Raw genomic sequence first — 18206 nt, forward strand, 5'->3', positions numbered from 1 at the left:
TCGAGGAAAATGCTGAAATTCAGCATTCACATATTTTCATATGGAGGGGCACCAGAATGAAATTAAAGACCAGAATTTTCGGAGAGATTGAGATTGAAGATAGCAAGATCATCGAGTTTCCGAAGGGCATCATTGGTTTTCCGGACATGACACAGTTTGCGCTGATGCATGATAAGGATAAAGAATCAAACAACATTAGATGGCTTCAGTCACTTGATGACCCGGTTTTTGCCATGCCTGTTATGGATCCGCTTTATGTTAAGCCCGACTTCAACCCCGTTGTTGAAGAGGAGAGCATAAAGGATATTCTGCCGCTTGAGGATGAGGACCTTCTTATCCTTGTAACAGTAACTGTTCCGCAGGATATTACCAAGATGACAGTTAATCTTAAGGGACCCATTATTATTAATTCGGGTAATTGCAAGGCTTGTCAGATCATTATCGACGATGATGATTATCCTGTTAAATACCCTATTTATGACTATCTTCAGAAACAGAAGGAAGCTGCCGGAAAATAATTACACGAAACTTCTGTGAGGAGCAAGGTATAAAAAAGGAGAGGAAGAGCTTATGTTAGCATTATCTAGAAAAAAGAATGAGTCTATCATCGTTAATAATGATATAGAGATTACAATTTTAGACATCAGGGGTGATCAGGTGAAAGTGGGAATCGCCGCACCCAAGGAAGTGCCTATTTATCGTAAGGAGGTTTACCTTCAGATTCAGGAGGAGAACAAAGCAGCAACAAATGCGGATGGTATTTCTGCATTGGCAGATCTGCTTAAATAATTCTGATAAGTTTAATGGGGCAGTCACGAAGTTAGCTTCGGGGCTGCCTTTTTATTATCCAGGGATAAACATTTTATTAAATAATTATAAGAACCTAAATGTTATGCATTTACATCCGATATAATGGATAGAGGAAACTATAGGTATGTCTGTTTGTAAAGGGGACAGATTTTACCTTGAAAAAAGTGGAAAGGGATAGCCACTGTAAATTACACAAGGAGGTGAGAGTGATGGCTATGGATGCAATCAGTAACGTAGGTGCAATCAGCACAACACAAATTCCTGACATTCAGAAAACTGAGCGAGTAGTATCATTCCAGGAGGGAGCAGGGCAGAATCAGGAGAAACCTGATTTTTCACTGAACCAGCCATCTACAGGTGCACCGGCACCTAAGGTAGAGCTTCAGGAAAATACTAGCAGCAACGTTCCTACCCGTCAGGAGAGGACAAAAGAACAGATCGAAGCTGAGAACAAGCGAATAAAGAATGCAATCAGTGAGATGAACAAGAAAATGTTCAACAACTCTGAGGCAGTGTTCGGAATCCACGAGGATACAAACCGTATCACCATTAAGATCGTGGACAAGACCACCAGAGAGACAATTAAGGAGCTGCCGCCGGAGAAAACACTGGATATGATTGCAAAAGCTTGGGAATTAGCTGGACTTATGGTCGACGAAAGAGGATAAAAAATCACTTTCGAAAGCTATTTTTGAATGTGCAAGGGGTATTCTGCGCTTTTTCAAGACAAGGCTTGAAAAAGCAAAGGATGCACAGCCCGCGATAAGGAGATAATTGCTTCGCAATTCCGCGGGCGCGCAGAGATTTCGCAAGCGAAATCTCATTTTCAGCAGGTTATGCCCCATTAAGAAAGGAGCACCATATGACCATGAGAATAACCGGACTTGCTTCCGGGCTCGATACAGAGAGTATTATCACCGAGCTGACGAAGGTTGAGTCCCAAAAAGTAGATAAAATAAAAAGTGATCAGAAAAAGCATGATATGAAGATGGATAAGTGGAAGGAGCTCAACAAGAAGGTTGTGGACTTCTACAATAAGACATTAAGTAATCTGCGTTTTGATTCAAGTTATACAAAGAAAACCACTGAGTCTTCCAACAATGATGCAGTATCGATCGTAACAAGCGGTACTGCTATGAACAGTGTTCAGAAGCTCTCAGTAGATAAGCTTGCAAGCAGCGCCTATATGACAGGCAGCAAGGTGCAGGCTAAGAGTGGTGATGGCAAGGCAAGTCTTACTACTACGCTGGATAATCTGGTGGGCTATGGAGCAACTACTGACATAGCTGAAGAAGTAAAGAATAAGATTACCATCAAATTTGGTCCAAAGCCTGCTGATGGCGCAACAGATACCAGAGAAGCTTTCCAGATTGAGCTTAAGGGAGATGAGACAATAGCAGATGCCATTTCCAAGATAAAGGAGCTTAAATCCAGCGATGGCTATAGCTTAAATGCCAGCTATGACGCAACTCAGGGACGCATGTATATGGCATCTAACGAATCAGGTGCCGACGCCGGTTTTGAGATAGATCTTGATGCATCTGACCTGAACGTAGTAAATGCGCTTGGCCTTAATGCTTCTGACGGAGCAACCTATAACGCAGGTGAGGATGCACAGATCACACTTAATGGTGTTGAGTATACATCAAATACAAATACCTTTGATATTAACGGATTATCCATTACTGCAAAACAGAAGGCAGAGGATATATCCCTTACAACAAAGGATGACACCAGCGGAATCTATGATATGATCAAGAACTTTGTAAAGGAGTATAACGACCTGATTGGAGAGATGTATACACTTTACAATGCAGATGAGGCCAAGGAATATGACATCCTTACCAAGGAGCAGAAGGATGAAATGACGGATGATGAAATAGAGGAATGGAACAAGAAGATCGAGGATGGTCTTCTGTCCAGAGATCAGACAATCTTCCGTGTCATGAATGAAATGAAGAATATCATGATGAAATCCTATGACTGGGGTGAAACTGATATCAATAAGGAAACCGGTAAGGAAGTTCAGGTCATGACATCATTCTGGTCCTTCCATATTGCTACACCTGGATACTTCGAAGCAGAAGAGGGCGACAGATATAAATGGCACATTTACGGCGATGAGGATGATGATCTTAAGAGTAATGAAGAAGATAAGTTAAAGGCAAAGATCGAAAAGGATCCAGAGCTGGTAACAAAATTCTTCAAGCAGATATCATCCGAGATGTATTCAAAGCTCGGAGATCTTATGAAGTCTACAGAGTTTTCAAGTGCTTATACCTTATATGAAGATAAGCAGATGAAAACGCAGGTTGATAAGTATAAGAAGCAACTAAAGGAAGCTCAGGATAAGCTGGGATCTGTCGAGGATAAGTATTACGACAAATTTGCCCAGATGGAAAAAGCGATGACCAAGCTGAATGAGCAGACCAATTCTCTGGCAGGTATGCTGGGAACAGGCTGATATAAATAATGGCTATCAAGACTACAACATGGAGGTGGTTCTATGCCGGTAACGAGAAATCCTTACGCAAAGCAAATGAATCAGTATCAGAATACTAAAATCCAGCAGGCAAAGCCTGAGGAACTCACTCTGATGCTTTATGACGGCGCCATAAAATTCTGCAATATTGCGATTATGGGCCTTGAAAATAATGATGAAAAGAAGTTCACAACATATCTTCTTAAGGTAGAAAATATTATTGATTATCTGAACAACACCCTGGATATGAAATATCCTGTTGCAAAGGATTTTGAAAATGTATACAACTATCTTATGAAGAGGCTTGTGGAAGCTGATCTTCACAGAGAGGAATCCATGGAGATCATGAATGAGGTGAATAAGCATATTCACACCATGCGTGATACCTGGGTGGAAGCTATCAAGATAGCAAGGGGACAGGCGCCTGCTCCGCAGCGCGTCCCAGCAGGAGCTTAGTAAATCTAAGCCTTCCCCCATTGGGGGCGCACATCGTCCAGGGGACGATGGTTTTGCGCGGACCGGAGCGGAGCGAAGACAGGTGGCACGAAGTGCCGGATGAGGGTTAATAAGAAGAAAGTGGGGAAATAAAAGTGACAGAGTCATATCTGGACATGATGGAAGACAGTCTCAGGGATAAGATTGAAGTTCTTAATGAGATAGTTAAGGAAAATGAGACTCAGAAGGAAATACTTGAAAGTACGACAGAATTCGATGAAAAAGGTTTCGATGAAGCAATTAGTCGCAAAGGCGAACTGATACGGCGGGTCGATAATCTGAATGACGGATTTGAGAGCTTGTACGAAAGAGTAAAAGAAGAGCTTGACCAAAACAAAGAAATACATAAAGAAAGGATAAGGATTTTTCAGGATCTTATAAGACAGATAACTGATTTATCAAACTCCATAGAAGCAGGCGAAAAGCGCAACAGCGCCCTCGCAAAAAATTATTTCAGTGTGGCAAGGAATAAGATGAATCAGGGACGAAAATCCTCCCAAGCTGCTCTTGATTACTACCTTACAATGAACAAGTCCAAGATTACACCGCCTCAGTTCTATGATACAAAGAACTAGGTGATAAAGTGAACGAACTTCCGATTGTAAAGGAATATGAAAACAGAATAGTTGAGATACTTACATGTGATGATATCACGGAGTGCTTTGACGAGATGTTGCAGATCGGAGCACGGATTATTAGCGGTGCGCTATCCACAGAGGGTAAAAAGGAGCTGGCGGACCGCATTAAGAGAAGTGTCTATTTCCTCCCCAGGGAGGAAACCCCGGATATGCTGCGCCATGTGGCATATCTTCATTTAATGGTGCGCCTTACAGACAGTAAGGATTTTTATACCGAATTTCTTACTTATGTAGATGGAATGAGAATAGATGAACGCTATAGATTTTTCCTACTGATGCAGGCAAGATATTTATCCTACCAAAAGCCTTACATAATTACATTAGAGTCTGACAGGCTATTCCACAAAATATTTAAGAGAAGTAAACAATATTATGCCGACAGACTGGGCGATACCGGACCTTTCATGAAGCTGACCAGTAGAAAGTGTGATCAGACGATCATCCTGACCCAGCAGTATCTTACGGATACACACAGAGAGACGCATATTACCAATCTCATAGCGCAGGAGATAATGGTAAGCATGTGTCAGAATACATTTATTATTAATACGAATGATCTCCTTCCTGTTTCAAATGTGGTACCGCTTTTTGGAATAGAGGGTCACAATTCCATGCAGTACCTGGCAAATGCCAATAATGTTTTTGTAAGAGGACTTTCAGTTCCCTACTTCCAGTGCGATGACAGGATGCCTTCAGAGGATGAGATGCATATAATCCTGAGTACCATAAGGGAGCTTAGGCCTGAATACATAATCAGCTGCGGAGACCATGCGATTACAGCTTCACTGGCAGCAAGGATTGTTCCTGTAATACCGGGATACCAGATAGCTCCGGTGGATGATCCCCAGGTAATAAGGGAGAATCTTCTTAATTATAGAAGAATGATCGAAGAAAAGAGATTTTGGCAAATACGTTTTAAAGTTAGCGAAAATAAGATAAAATAATCTTGTAACGTATGAGGGTTTTAGAGAAGGGAGATAAAAATGAAAGTTAATACCAGGATCTTTGGTGAAGTTGACATTGAAGATGAGAAAATTATTACAATGCCTTTTGGGCTTGTGGGATTTCCTGATCTTCAGAAATTTGCGCTTATTCATGACAGCAAAAAGCCTGTAGGTGCGCTGTGGTATCTACAGTCTATGGATGATCCTGATATTGCACTTCCGGTTATCGATCCTTTGACGATAAAGGCTGATTACAATCCTCAGATTGAGGAAGCAGATGTTGAGCTCTTAGAGCCCCTTACGGAAGATAATCTGCTTCTTCTTGTAACAATTACAGTTCCTGAGGACATCACAAATATGACAGCTAATCTGAATGCACCTATCCTTATTAATAGTGATACGGGTAAGGGAGCACAGATTGAAATAGTATGGGGAAAAGAGGAATACATTACAAAGTATCCTATATATGAGTATCTTAAGGGGAAGAAGAGTTAATGGGGAAAGGCGCACTAATTGTGCGTCTTTCGTGCATTTTAAAAGATATTTTTAGGAGGTGGAATCAAGTTTATAAATAATTTATACTTTTTTTGAAAAAGGGGGTTAACTTTATGATAGTTGGTCCGATATAATGTATGTAAGAACACAAAGCACGCATGTTTTGTGGCACGGAACGCAAAGAAGCGCGCTTGTGATATAGTAGGATAACAGGGAGAGAGCAGCCTAGGAACTCCGCTCACCGGATATCCGAATCGAAGAAACAAATTTCATATTTTTAACTACCGCAAAAGGATTTGCGGCGTACACAAACAAGGAGGTATATTATGGTAGTACAACACAACGTGACAGCGATGAACGCTAACAGAATGCTCGGAGTAACAACTGGTTCACAGTCAAAGTCAGCCGAGAAACTCTCTTCAGGTTATCAGATTAACCGTGCAGCAGATGATGCAGCAGGTCTTTCAATTTCCGAGAAGATGAGAAAGCAGATCAGAGGTCTGGATCGTGCTTCAACAAACGCAGATGATGGTGTTAGTTCTGTACAGACAGCAGAAGGTGCACTCACAGAAGTACACGATATGCTGCAGAGAATGAATGAACTTGCAGTTCAGGCATCTAACGGAACAAACAGTGCATCAGATCGTACATCAATCCAGAACGAGATTGATCAGCTGACAACTGAGATCGATCGTGTTGCAGAAACAACCAAGTTCAACGAGACATACTTGCTCAAAGGTCAGACCGGATACAGACAGAAATACATGAACGCTCATGATGCTGGTCTTCAGGGAACGCTCTCTGATAATCTTAATGGTGGTAAGAGCGCAACATTTACAACAGAGATTAAATCTGATACTGACAAGAATATTGCCGGAAAAGATTACCATATCTTTGATAAGACATCTGATACTATTGATGCAATACAGCAAAAGATTACAAATTCGGTTGCTAGCGTTACTATCAATGGTGCAAGCTATGTTAAGGGAACATCCTCTGCTGATGGAAGCACAGTAGTATTTAAGCTTGGTGAAGAAGAATTCTCAGTAGATGAGATAAAGGCAAAGGTTGTTGACGGTGCAAAGGTTTCAGTTGCAGGTGACGACAAGGGAACAAGAACTGCTGTTGATACTAACCTTGACAAGAACATTTCTGTTGCTACTGCAGTAAACAAGATTAAGGCATCTCTTCTTCAGGCAAACAAGATTGGTGTTGATGCTTCTGAAACAGGTGATAAGTCTCGTCCTCAGAAGAATGTTAAAGTTGAACAGCAGGGTACTGCTACAAACAACAAATACACCTTCTCCATTTCCAAAGGAACAGCTCAGGTTTCTAAGGATCTTGGTCTCCAGCTCCATGTTGGTGCTGATGCAGACATGACAAACAAGATTACAGTTAACGTAGAAGCTATGACAGCTAAGAATCTTGGAATCCAGAACCTGAACGTTGTTGACAACACAGGTATGGCTGCAACATATGCAATCGATGCTATCGAAGATGCTGTTAAGACAGTATCTGCTCAGAGATCTGCACTCGGTGCTGTTCAGAACCGCTTAGAGCACACAATTAAGAATCTGGATAACGTTGTTGAGAATACCACAGCAGCTGAGTCCCGTATCCGTGATACAGACATGGCTGACGAAATGGTTACATACAGCAAGAATAACATTCTTGCTCAGGCTGGTCAGTCTATGCTTGCACAGGCTAATCAGAGTAACCAGGGCGTTCTTTCACTCCTCGGCTAATCCAGTTAGCGAATACTAAACGTACATTAAGTACAACCATAGAGAGGGCTCTCCCGAAAGGGGGAGCCTTCTTCGTTGGTGTTAAGTTTTACGCGATTGATTCCGATAACCATATTGTAACTGAAAAATATAGGGCAGGATGATAGGGACACGATATGGTTATACAGCATAATTTACAGTCAATAAATTCAAACAGACAGAGCTCACTTGTGAATACAAACAGGGCTAAGTCTGCCGAAAAGCTTTCATCCGGTTATAAGATAAATCGTGCTGCAGATGATGCGGCAGGACTTTCCATATCTGAAAAAATGCGCAGGCAGATGAGAGGACTTCATCGCGCTTCTGTAAATGGCGGCGATGGAATATCTCTTGTCCAGATTGCAGATGGCGCACTTAATGAAGTACATGATATGCTTCAGCGCGGCAATGAACTTGCAGTTCAGGCAGCTAATGGAACCAACTCATATAGTGACAGACAGGCCATAAACAATGAAATAGTTCAGCTGAAAAAGGAAATTGATTCCATAACAGCGAGAACCAAGTTTAATGAGACCATGATCTTTAGTAAGAATGGAATACTTCCAAGACTTGATAAGATAAGACCAGATACCAAGACTCAGAATGCTTTGGAGGAGATTGCTACAAAGATTACTGATGAGTATTTTCCAAATGCAGTTGATCAGATACTTACCAAATTTTCATCCCTTGGAGATAAATTAAAAGAGCTGGCAGCTGATGATAAAAGTAAATATAATACCAGGCTCAGTATTCAATATATCGATGGTGTGGGCAAAACTCTTGCTTATATGAGCGCAGCCTTTTTAAACAGTGATCAGTCATTTTACTCGGGATCGTTACTCATGGCAGTTGATAAAGATGATTTTCCATCAGTAAATTTGTCAGACAGCCAGATGGAGAAGCTGGAATCTACTATAGCTCATGAAGTAATGCATGGAATTATGGACACAGTTCTTTCTACGAGAATGCATAGACAGGGCGGAGCAGAGGATTTTCCGACGTGGTTTGTTGAAGGAACTGCTCAGCTTGCAGGAGGCGGTTATAGTACCGGATGGAACTATGAGCTCTCAAATATAGCGAGTGGACTTTCCGGTACAGATGACAGCTCAAAGGATAATCTTATACATGATTATCTGAGTAGAGGCGGAGAATATACCGTTGATACCAGAGAATATGGACACGGATATCTGGCAGCAGCTTATGCGAGCTATCTGGCAGCAGATGGAAATGATGTAACACAGTCCAACCTTCTTAATGGTGCAAATAAGATGTTCCAGAAATTAATGGATAGTAATGACAGCTTTCAGGATGTAATGGCAGATGTCATGGGAATATCTGAAGCACAGCTGAAAAATGCTATTGATAGTGGAAGTACCACATCACCCAAAGAAGGGAAAATGAGCGCTGTCGAATTTGTAAGAAGGCTTACCTATGAAAGTCTTGGTGGTGCAGGTTCACTTGTTACAAGTGCACTTAATACAGGTGGTTCTTCAATCCTTGGAGTATCAGCAGATAAGGATGCTCAGCCTGTAGTAATAGTTAGTAAGAAGGTTAACTATACTGCATTAAAGGATGATGAAGTAGACAATAGAGGCCACTATGAGAGACTGGCCCTTCATCTTGGAACAGATGCAGATATGACCAATAAGGTAGAGGTTAATCTATATGACATGAGTAGTGGTGCTCTAAGGCTAACTGATACAAATGTGCTCACCTCTGAGAATGCAACAGATGCAATAAATGATTTTGGCGATGCCATTATGATGGTGAGTGCAGTAAGAAGCTATTTTGGAGCTGTTCAGAATAGAATCGAGCATACAATCAAGAATCTGGATAACGTTGTTGAGAACACCACAGCTTCAGAATCCAGAATCAGAGATACCAATATAGCTGATGAGATGGTCAAGTTGTCAGCCGCCAATATACTTTCCCAGGCGGGACAGTCGATGCTTGCACAGGCTAACCAGAGTACACAGGGTGTGATGTCACTTCTGCAAGGATAAAAAATAGCCTTCCCCCTGGGGGGAAGGTGCCCTGAAGGGGCGGATGAGGGGATTGATAGAAATTGGAGGCTCTTCCGTTTGGGAGAGCCTTTTCAAATGATAGACTGAAATGGTATAATTTTCAGTATATTAAATGAAAAGTGTGACTATTCATTTCGGAGGTGAGTGATATGCCATTACCTATTGAAAATAAAGAATATTATACAGTGGAAGATTTTTATAACTGCGTCGAAGAAGAATTTGTGGAACTTATAGATGGGCATATATATAATATGACTGCTCCAAATAGAATACATCAAAAGATTACGACAAAGATGATTCAGAGAATTACGAATTATATTGATTCAAATAATGGAGATTGCGAAGTATATCCGGCTCCTTTTGCTGTTCTTCTGGATGCGACTAAAGATACTGTTGTTGAGCCTGATATTAGTGTTATTTGTGATAAAAATAAGCTGACAGATAGAGGTTGCACCGGTGCCCCGGATTGGATTATTGAAGTGGTTTCGCCAAGTAATTATTCTCATGATTATATTGATAAATTGAATTTGTATCATCAGGCCGGGGTAAGAGAATATTGGATAGTCAATCCTATGGACGAAAAAACTACAGTATATAATTTACAAGAAGAGGTAAGTCCAAAAGTATATGATTTTGACGAATCTATACAAGTTGGGATAGATGAGAATCTTAGTATTCGTGTTAGAGATTTTCTATAAACTAAAAAAATCGATTGGGTAATTTTTTTATGTTGATTCAGAAGGTGCGAAAATGGAAAGCATAAAGGATTTAGGACGCCAGATAATCAGAAATAACGAGAAGGCTGCTGACACCATTTATCAGAGGAAACCGGGCGGGGCAGAGATGATAGCTCCTGTTATGAAGCAGCTTGTGACGTTCACAGAGTTACTTGTGCAGAGTGGGAAAGTAAATCCGGATAATGCAGATAAACTTCAAAAGTGGCAGGGGGATTTTGCAAGACTTGCAGCTGCGAATGAGAATGGTGATTTGATACTTGCGGCAGATATAATTCATCACGATTTGAATGATGAGATTAGCAGGTGGATTATGTGACATCAACCTGATGGGTATTTGAGTAATTGTGTGGGGGATACAATGCTTCAAAAAAGTGAAGAATTAAGAAAAAAGAATTTTAATGCATTTGAAAAGCGTTACGGCTTCGCTCCGCAGATAAACGCTGATGAGGATGCGATTTATAGGATGGATTACGCAAAAAATGGCGAACCCATCCTTTTTATTAAGGGGGCAGTTCCAGGTGGCGCAGATCTTAGGATGAACAGTGAATATGATCCGACCTATGAAGCATCAAGGTGGGCTGAGAAGTTCGAGTTTGTGAACAGGCGTACAACAACTATAATGCTTGGATTTGGAGCTGGTTATCATCTCAAGGCACTTATGAAAAAGATGAGACCGGATACGATGTTTTATATTTTTGAGCCTCAGGAGGATCTTTTTTCATATATATGTGGATGTATGGATATAACAGATATCATAGGTAATAGCAGAGTTATGCTCTTTGTTAATGATAAGCAGCGAAGTCTGTATGTCACTGAAACCATGATGGATATTGTTACCTTCAATTCTGAGTCAGAGGCCATAAGCACGCCATTTTATGCTTCGAATGCAGAGTTTGAGGAGGCCTGTGAGGCTCTTAAGGTAATAATGTTTGGACAGCGCAATTATCAAAAAAATCGCGGAAGGGCAAGTCTTAAGTGCAGGCTCTATGCCTGGACACATATGAGAGAGGCTGCGCTTCTTCGCGATTTAAGAGAGGCTCTTCCTGATGGAATACCTGCGGTGATAGTATCCGCTGGACCGTCTCTTAATAAGAATGTTGATGTTCTTAAGAAGATAAAGGGGCATGCACTTATTATGAGTAGTGATAGAGCTCTCAATGTGCTTGATGACCATGGAATTGAGCCTGATCTGGTGCTCTCCGCTGAGCCGGTAAAGGATCCATCGTTCCTGAAGTATAAGGTGGCAGAGAAAATTCCGCTGTTATGTTCTATGCAGACCAATAGTGAATCTCAGAAGCTTTTCAAGGGACGATGCATATATTTTCATGCGCTTCATTATGAGGATGCTCTATTTGGAGAAAAAGTGGAGGCAAATCTTGGAGGGCTGGACCTTGGAGGAAATGTTTCCGGAGCCTGTTTTTATGCATGTGAGAAGCTTGGAATAAAGACAATTGTTCTGATAGGTCAGGATATGGCATATCTTGATGGCAAACACCATGCGGACAATAATGATTCCGGCGGAGATGATGCCAGAAACCTTGAAACAATAGAGCTTCCCGGAGCACTTGGTGGTATGGTACAGTCCTGCTCCATGTGGAGGGAGTTCAGGGATTATTTTGAAAGAAGAATAAATCTTAACCCTGAGCTTAGGGTAATAGATGCAACTGAGGGCGGAGCTCTTATAAGAGGATCGGAGGTTACGACTCTTGAAGAAGTTGCAAAAGAGTTTGGTGATAAGAGTTATGATATTGAAACTGCAATAAGAAATATACCAAGAGCGGAGACTGAGGAGGAACATCAGGAGACAATAGCAAAGCTTCGAAGCTGGTGCGACGATCTTGATAAGATAAAAAATAATTCAAACGAAATAGCGACAATATGCGCCCAACTCCTCAATGTGAGTAAATATCAGGATATCAGAGATAAGAAGAATAATAATAAGTTAAAGAAGCTGGATATTTTAAGAGCAGAGATTTATGCTACAAAGGTTAATTCTCTTCTTGAGGAATTCTGGGTAGAGGATGTCTATTCCATTCCGGATTATCAGTTCATGATAAGAAATAATGAGGAAGCGATTCCTGTTTTTGAGAATGGCAAGGAATATTATTCACACCTTCCGGAGGATTGTGAGAGTCTTAAGGAAGCAATTTTAGTAGCAATTAGTGATGAAAACAGCAAATAAAATGAAATTATTTGCAAGTTTTTGAAGGAAATTATTCAATTGATGAAAAGCCCAAAATGCAGATAAACACTGCGTTTGCAGGCTTTTTATTTTGCCATAAATTCAATTTTGAAATAAAAAATCAAAAAAATTTCAAAAAAGGGGTTAAGTTCTCGGAAAAGAAAACGATATATAGAGTGTAAAACAAATACAAACATCGTCAAGGATGATCGATGTGGGAGCGCACTCAACTTAATAAGAAACTTTTAGTAATGAATTTTTTTATCAAGCAGGCAGTCTCTGACTATACGGATTATAGGAGGAACTGCACCCACATGGAGGTATAATATGGTTATCCAGCATAATATGACGGCGATGAATTCTAATAGAATGCTTGGCATTACAACAAGTGGTCAGGCAAAATCTTCTGAAAAACTTTCCTCAGGATACAAAATAAATAGAGCAGCAGATGATGCAGCAGGACTTTCAATTTCAGAAAAAATGAGAAAGCAGATGAGAGGTCTTGACAGAGCATCAACAAACGCAGATGACGGTATCAGTTCAGTACAGACAGCTGAAGGTGCACTTACAGAAGTACACGATATGCTTCAGAGAATGAACGAACTGGCAGTACAGGCAGCTAACGGAACAAACAGTGAGACAGACCGTAAATCCATCCAGGATGAGATCAGACAGCTCACAACAGAGATTGATCGTGTAGCAGAGACAACAAAGTTCAATGAAACCTATCTTCTTAAAGGCGGAAATGGTTTTTATGATAAATACATGGTAGCACATGATGCAGGTCTTGACGGAACCCTTGCAGATGCAGGAAATTACGGAACCTTCACAATGGATCTGAAGAATGACACCAATGTAAAGATTGCAGGAAAAGAGTATCACATCTACATGGATCAGGATAAAGTAAGTGTAATCCAGGAATCCATTCAGGTGCTCGGTCAGACAGTTGGAAATAAGTGCGTTATCGACGGCACAGAGTATATAGTAGCTGAAAGTTCTTCAGATCCAAATGAAAAGATATTCAAGTTTGGTGAAGAAGAGTTTACAGTAGATGAGATTAAGCAGAAGGTTGTTGATGGTTCCAAGGTAAGCGTTGGTGACGGACAGCCTACAAGAACAGCTACTCTCGAGACACTTGATAAGAATATACATGTAAGTACAGCTGTCGCAAAAGTTAAAGATGCACTTGTTCAGGCTAACAGAGTGGGTGTTGATTCCAAGAATCAGCAGAAAGTAAAGGTTGAACTCAATACCACAAAGAGACCTGATGGTACACCTGCAATGGATACAGTATCAGGAGGCAAGGGTGCTAGATACATGTTCAGTATCCAGAAGAGCACAGCTCAGGTTGCTAAGGATCTTGGTCTTAGCCTCCACGTAGGATCTGACGCAGACATGACCAACAAGATTAGCGTTAACATTCAGACAATGACAGCTGCACATCTTGGAATCCAGAACCTCACAGTAGAAGACAGCACAGGTATCGCAGCAACATACGCAATCGATGCTATCGAAGACGCTATCAAGCAGGTATCAGCTCAGAGATCAGAACTCGGTGCTATTCAGAACAGACTTGAGCATACGATTAAGAACCTGGATAACGTAGTTGAGAATACAACAGCAGCTGAGTCCAGAATCCGTGACACAGATATGGCAGACGAGATGGTTACCTACAGCAAGAACAACATCCTCGCACAGGCAGGACAGTCCATGCTGGCTCAGGCAAACCAGAGTACACAGGGTGTTATGTCACTCCTTCAGGGCTAATAAAACTGCTTAACAAGAATCCAAATTTAATCAAACTCTATTATGCTGGGGCGCTCTCCATGAGGGAGGGCGCCTCTTTTTGTGCTTTTTTATATAATGTAAAGAGTACTTTTGGATATAAATTAAATGATAATGGATATCCATATATGGTTTGTTAATGGAGATGCATGGTGGTATAATGGATATGAGAATATGTACCACTATTATGGAAGGAGTATATCTGCTATGACTATAGATCAGATGATTGCGCGTAAAGAAGAGACGGGACTAACCTATGAGAAGATTGCAAAAATGTCCGGAGTACCAGTGGGTACTGTTCAAAAGGTATTAGGGAAAATTACAAAGTCTCCTCGGTATGATACTTTAAAGGCTTTGGAGAGAGTTCTTGGTGTGGAAAAACCTTCCGGGAGAGTCGAGGAAGCAGAGCCGGTATATGGCAGAGCTGGCAATAGTGGTAGAAATATTCATTCAAATGTTTTACATACAAAAGCGAAAAATCAGGGGGAGTATACATTAGACGATTACTATGCACTTCCGGATGATCAGCGAGTTGAGCTTATCGATGGAGTGTTTTATGACATGAGTGCTCCATATACTACGCATCAATTCATAGCGCTTGGAATCTTCAGTCAGATAAAAAACTATATCAATTCAAAAAAGGGTAAGTGCATCCCTCTTGCTGCACCTTGTGATGTGCAACTTGATAAGGATGATAAGACCATGGTTCAGCCAGATGTAATGATAATCTGTGACAGAGACAAAATAGTAAAGCAGAAGGTATACGGGGCTCCTGATTTTGTGGTAGAAGTGTTATCGGATTCTACTAAAAAGAAGGATATGACTCTAAAACTCTCAAAATATGAAAATGCCGGGGTAAAAGAATACTGGATAGTTGATCCTGATAAGCAAAAAATAATAGTATATGATTTTGTTCATGACTTTGATGTTTCAATATATGGCTTTGGTGATGATGTTCCAATTGGATTATATGATGGAAAATGCAGGATAGATTTCAAGACAATTCTGGATGAAATTAAGTTTCTGCTATAAGATATACTTGTTTTAAATGTCATATGTTGCGTTATAAAATATAGGATATGACTTCTCTATAGATAATGGGGGATGAGAAATGTGGTATGTAGTTCAGACTAAAAGCGATAATGAACAGCTTGTAATGGAATATTTCCGGAGGACAGCAGATTCTACGAGTTTTCAGAATCTTTTTATACCAATGTTTGAGGATGTGAGGAAAAAAGAGGGGAAAGCGACAATACATTTAAGACGACTATTTCCGGGGTATTTCTTTGTTGATACAGAAAATCCGGATGCAGTATTTAAGGCGTTAAAGAAGGTACCGGAATTTAAAAGGGTTCTCGGTGCAGAAGAGGAAGATGGAACTAAATTATTTATTCCTGTAGAGAAGGAAGATCAGAAGTTCCTTGATTCACTTATGGAAAATGGGCTTATGAGAGTTAGCCTTATAAAACGCGCTGGTAATGGAAGAATAGAACACATAATAGGACCGCTTGCAAAATACAGTAACCGCGTTATAAAGTTCGACATTTCCAGAAGACGTGCTATTGTTAAGGCAGATGTTTTCGGAAAAGAGAGAAAATTGAAGTTCGGTCTTTGGACGGAGAAGGATCCAAAGCTTCCGTGGATATCAGATATAGAGAGTAATGAGGAAGCTATAGGGAGTGCAAATCTTCTTAAGGGTATTGCAGATATTGGAATATATCCTGGAGATCAGGTAGTAGATGAGTTGGGAGTATATGAAGATCAGATATTTACTGTTACAGAGGTTGATACTTCCAGGAGAATAGTTTATACCACCATTGAAATGTTCGGAACGATGGTAAAGCTGCAGTTCAATGCAGATGATGTGAGAAAAGCATAAATCATAAAAAGTAAGCTATTTACAAAATGCAATAAATGTGATATTTTTGTTTTCGTTGCTGAGCAACGAATATATGTTATGCATTTATTGCATTTTGAATAGACATCTGAGCAAATCGCTCATTTATTCCACTTAGTGTTAATGATAATGTTAGTTGCAGTTATGTAATTCTTTTATTACTCCTTTATTGGATTGCTTCTTGCTATTATTCAATGTTCATTCATATGCGCTTGTGGATTATGAAAGTGATTACAGTCGTGGTAACCTGCATAAATACTTGAACTACGTTGTTAGGGCATCCAAAAGATTGTATAATGATCATAAGATATTTCTGAAGATAAGAATGATAGTTATCTACACAGCAGATGTTGAGAGAGGAACTACTAATCCTGAATTAGACATGGATAGCTTGAAGTTTAAAGTTACTGAAGCATTTCTTTCTGAATTTGATAATGAAGAAGCTTGGAAAAATATATCAAGTAAGATATCCGTTGGTGAGGATATTTCTGCTGAAGAAACTATGCAACTGATTATTTATCCGCTTGCTTTTAAAGAAAGAGAATCAAAACAAGATGCGATTAGACAAGTGATAGAGCTTGCCAAGGGGATAAAAGACGATAAGAAAATGATTTTTGTTTTAAAGTGTCTGATGGTCTTTTCTGATAAGGTTATAAGAGAGGATGATGCAAGACACATTAAGGAGGTACTTATGATGACTAAGGTCGAAAAGCTTATATATGATGAAGCAGAAGAAAATGTTGCTACAAGAATAGCGAAGAATCTTTTGAAAACAGGTAGTGAGGTTGATTATGTTTCTGAAAACACTGGACTTTCGAAGGATATAGTAATTCAGTTGGTTGCAGATATCGCAAAAGAAAAGGAACAATAAGTGTTATTCTTATTCAAAAGAAAACACAAAGTTATATGAAAGAAATTACACCCTATAGGGTATAAATACGATCATTTTGATTTGAATTATACCTTATAGGGTGTAATAGCATATTTGAAAATGGGTGACAATTATGATCAATCTGGGAATGATAGGAACCGGACGAATTGCAAAACGAGCAGTGAAGGAAATAGCTGAGGTGAAGGATATTAAACTCTCAGCAGTTTATAATCCTAACGAAGACCACGCAAAGACTTTTGCAGCAGATAATGGTATATGTCAGTCATACGCTGACATAAATAAGTTCTTAGAATCTATCGATGCACTCTATATTGCAGCTCCACACAGTACTCATTATGACTATGCCAAGAAAGCTCTAGGGCTAGGTAAGCACGTAATCTGCGAGAAACCCTTAACTTTAAGCGAAAAACAGACGATATCATTATATGAGATTGCTTCAGATAATAAGCTTGTTCTGATGGAAGCAGTAAAAACAGCTTACTGTCCCGGATTTAAGAAGCTCTGTGAAGTGATAGAAAGCGGAGCAATTGGCGAGGTAGTTGATGTTGAGGCAGCCTTTACAAGACTTACAGAAGGTGATGTGAGAGAGCTTACAGACACGAAAATTGGTGGTGCCTTCACAGAATTTGGAACTTATACCATGCTTCCTATATTCCGATTTCTTGGAACAGATTATACGGATATCGAATATAAAACTATAAAAGCAGGAAACGTTGATGGCTACACCAAGGCGCATTTTAACTATAGTGACAGATTTGCAACTGCAAAATGCGGTCTAACAGTAAAGTCTGAAGGGCAGCTTCTTATCTCGGGAACAAAAGGATATATTCTGGTGCCATCACCCTGGTGGCTCACAAGATACTTTGAAGTTCGATACGAAGATCCTCGAAAAATAGACAAATATGAAGAGATATTTGAAGGTGATGGTCTGAGGTACGAATTCAGAGAATTTGTAAGACGAATAAACGATAAGAATTATGATACAATAGAGTATAAAGAAGCTATATCAAGAAGCAGGGTATTTGAACACTTTCTATCAGACAGATAATTGTTGATTCAGGT

18 protein-coding genes are annotated in these 18206 nt (G+C 40.1%); all 18 read left to right on the forward strand.

Annotated elements, in window-relative coordinates; genetic code table 11:
* Positions 1-56 precede the first annotated feature (56 nt).
* The 18 genes from fliW (G601_RS0105645) (at position 57) to G601_RS22120 (ending at position 18192) form a co-directional block, all read left to right on the forward strand.
* A complete protein-coding gene (fliW, locus tag G601_RS0105645; protein WP_026491773.1) occupies positions 57-518 on the forward strand; it encodes a flagellar assembly protein FliW in 462 nt (153 codons plus the stop codon).
* Between the two features lie 52 nt (positions 519-570).
* Complete coding sequence (gene csrA, locus G601_RS0105650; protein WP_026491774.1) at positions 571-789, forward strand: carbon storage regulator CsrA; 219 nt, start codon at positions 571-573, stop codon at positions 787-789.
* A gap of 230 nt (positions 790-1019) precedes the next feature.
* Positions 1020-1478, forward strand: a complete 459-nt coding sequence (locus tag G601_RS24755) for a flagellar protein FlaG (protein WP_051205626.1) — start codon at positions 1020-1022, stop codon at positions 1476-1478.
* A 194-nt stretch (positions 1479-1672) separates the two neighbouring features.
* The gene (fliD, locus tag G601_RS0105660; protein ID WP_026664764.1) at positions 1673-3274 is read left to right on the forward strand and encodes a flagellar filament capping protein FliD; all 1602 of its coding nucleotides are present in this window, start codon (positions 1673-1675) and stop codon (positions 3272-3274) included.
* A gap of 42 nt (positions 3275-3316) precedes the next feature.
* Positions 3317-3748, forward strand: a complete 432-nt coding sequence (gene fliS / locus G601_RS22105) for a flagellar export chaperone FliS (protein WP_242834386.1) — start codon at positions 3317-3319, stop codon at positions 3746-3748.
* Between the two features lie 155 nt (positions 3749-3903).
* Positions 3904-4362, forward strand: a complete 459-nt coding sequence (locus G601_RS0105670) for a flagellar protein FliT (RefSeq protein ID WP_207638025.1) — start codon at positions 3904-3906, stop codon at positions 4360-4362.
* An 8-nt stretch (positions 4363-4370) separates the two neighbouring features.
* Complete coding sequence (locus tag G601_RS0105675) at positions 4371-5369, forward strand: hypothetical protein (protein WP_026664766.1); 999 nt, start codon at positions 4371-4373, stop codon at positions 5367-5369.
* Between the two features lie 39 nt (positions 5370-5408).
* Positions 5409-5864: a flagellar assembly protein FliW gene (gene fliW, locus G601_RS0105680; protein WP_026664767.1), complete on the forward strand. Its 456-nt coding sequence runs from the start codon at positions 5409-5411 to the stop codon at positions 5862-5864.
* 326 nt (positions 5865-6190) lie between these two features.
* Positions 6191-7609: a flagellin N-terminal helical domain-containing protein gene (locus G601_RS0105685; RefSeq protein ID WP_026664768.1), complete on the forward strand. Its 1419-nt coding sequence runs from the start codon at positions 6191-6193 to the stop codon at positions 7607-7609.
* Between the two features lie 155 nt (positions 7610-7764).
* Positions 7765-9630 carry a flagellinolysin gene (locus G601_RS24760; protein ID WP_051205627.1) on the forward strand — a complete coding sequence of 622 codons (1866 nt, stop codon included), beginning with the start codon at positions 7765-7767 and terminating at the stop codon, positions 9628-9630.
* Positions 9631-9800: 170 nt separating this feature from the next.
* The gene (locus G601_RS0105695; protein ID WP_026664769.1) at positions 9801-10349 is read left to right on the forward strand and encodes a Uma2 family endonuclease; all 549 of its coding nucleotides are present in this window, start codon (positions 9801-9803) and stop codon (positions 10347-10349) included.
* A 52-nt stretch (positions 10350-10401) separates the two neighbouring features.
* A complete protein-coding gene (locus G601_RS0105700) occupies positions 10402-10704 on the forward strand; it encodes a hypothetical protein (RefSeq protein WP_026664770.1) in 303 nt (100 codons plus the stop codon).
* A gap of 42 nt (positions 10705-10746) precedes the next feature.
* Positions 10747-12570: a motility associated factor glycosyltransferase family protein gene (locus G601_RS0105705; protein WP_026664771.1), complete on the forward strand. Its 1824-nt coding sequence runs from the start codon at positions 10747-10749 to the stop codon at positions 12568-12570.
* Positions 12571-12897: 327 nt separating this feature from the next.
* Complete coding sequence (locus G601_RS0105710) at positions 12898-14337, forward strand: flagellin N-terminal helical domain-containing protein (RefSeq protein WP_026664772.1); 1440 nt, start codon at positions 12898-12900, stop codon at positions 14335-14337.
* Between the two features lie 126 nt (positions 14338-14463).
* The gene (locus G601_RS0105715; protein ID WP_330368805.1) at positions 14464-15387 is read left to right on the forward strand and encodes a Uma2 family endonuclease; all 924 of its coding nucleotides are present in this window, start codon (positions 14464-14466) and stop codon (positions 15385-15387) included.
* Between the two features lie 79 nt (positions 15388-15466).
* Positions 15467-16234 carry a transcription termination/antitermination NusG family protein gene (locus G601_RS0105720; RefSeq protein WP_026664774.1) on the forward strand — a complete coding sequence of 256 codons (768 nt, stop codon included), beginning with the start codon at positions 15467-15469 and terminating at the stop codon, positions 16232-16234.
* A gap of 343 nt (positions 16235-16577) precedes the next feature.
* A complete protein-coding gene (locus tag G601_RS22115; RefSeq protein WP_051205628.1) occupies positions 16578-17123 on the forward strand; it encodes a hypothetical protein in 546 nt (181 codons plus the stop codon).
* Positions 17124-17256: 133 nt separating this feature from the next.
* Positions 17257-18192, forward strand: coding sequence for a Gfo/Idh/MocA family protein (locus G601_RS22120; RefSeq protein WP_035790374.1), 936 nt, complete (start codon positions 17257-17259; stop codon positions 18190-18192).
* Positions 18193-18206: the final 14 nt, after the last annotated feature.

It is taken from the genome of Butyrivibrio sp. FC2001, from assembly GCF_000424125.1.
GTDB lineage: Bacteria > Bacillota > Clostridia > Lachnospirales > Lachnospiraceae > Butyrivibrio.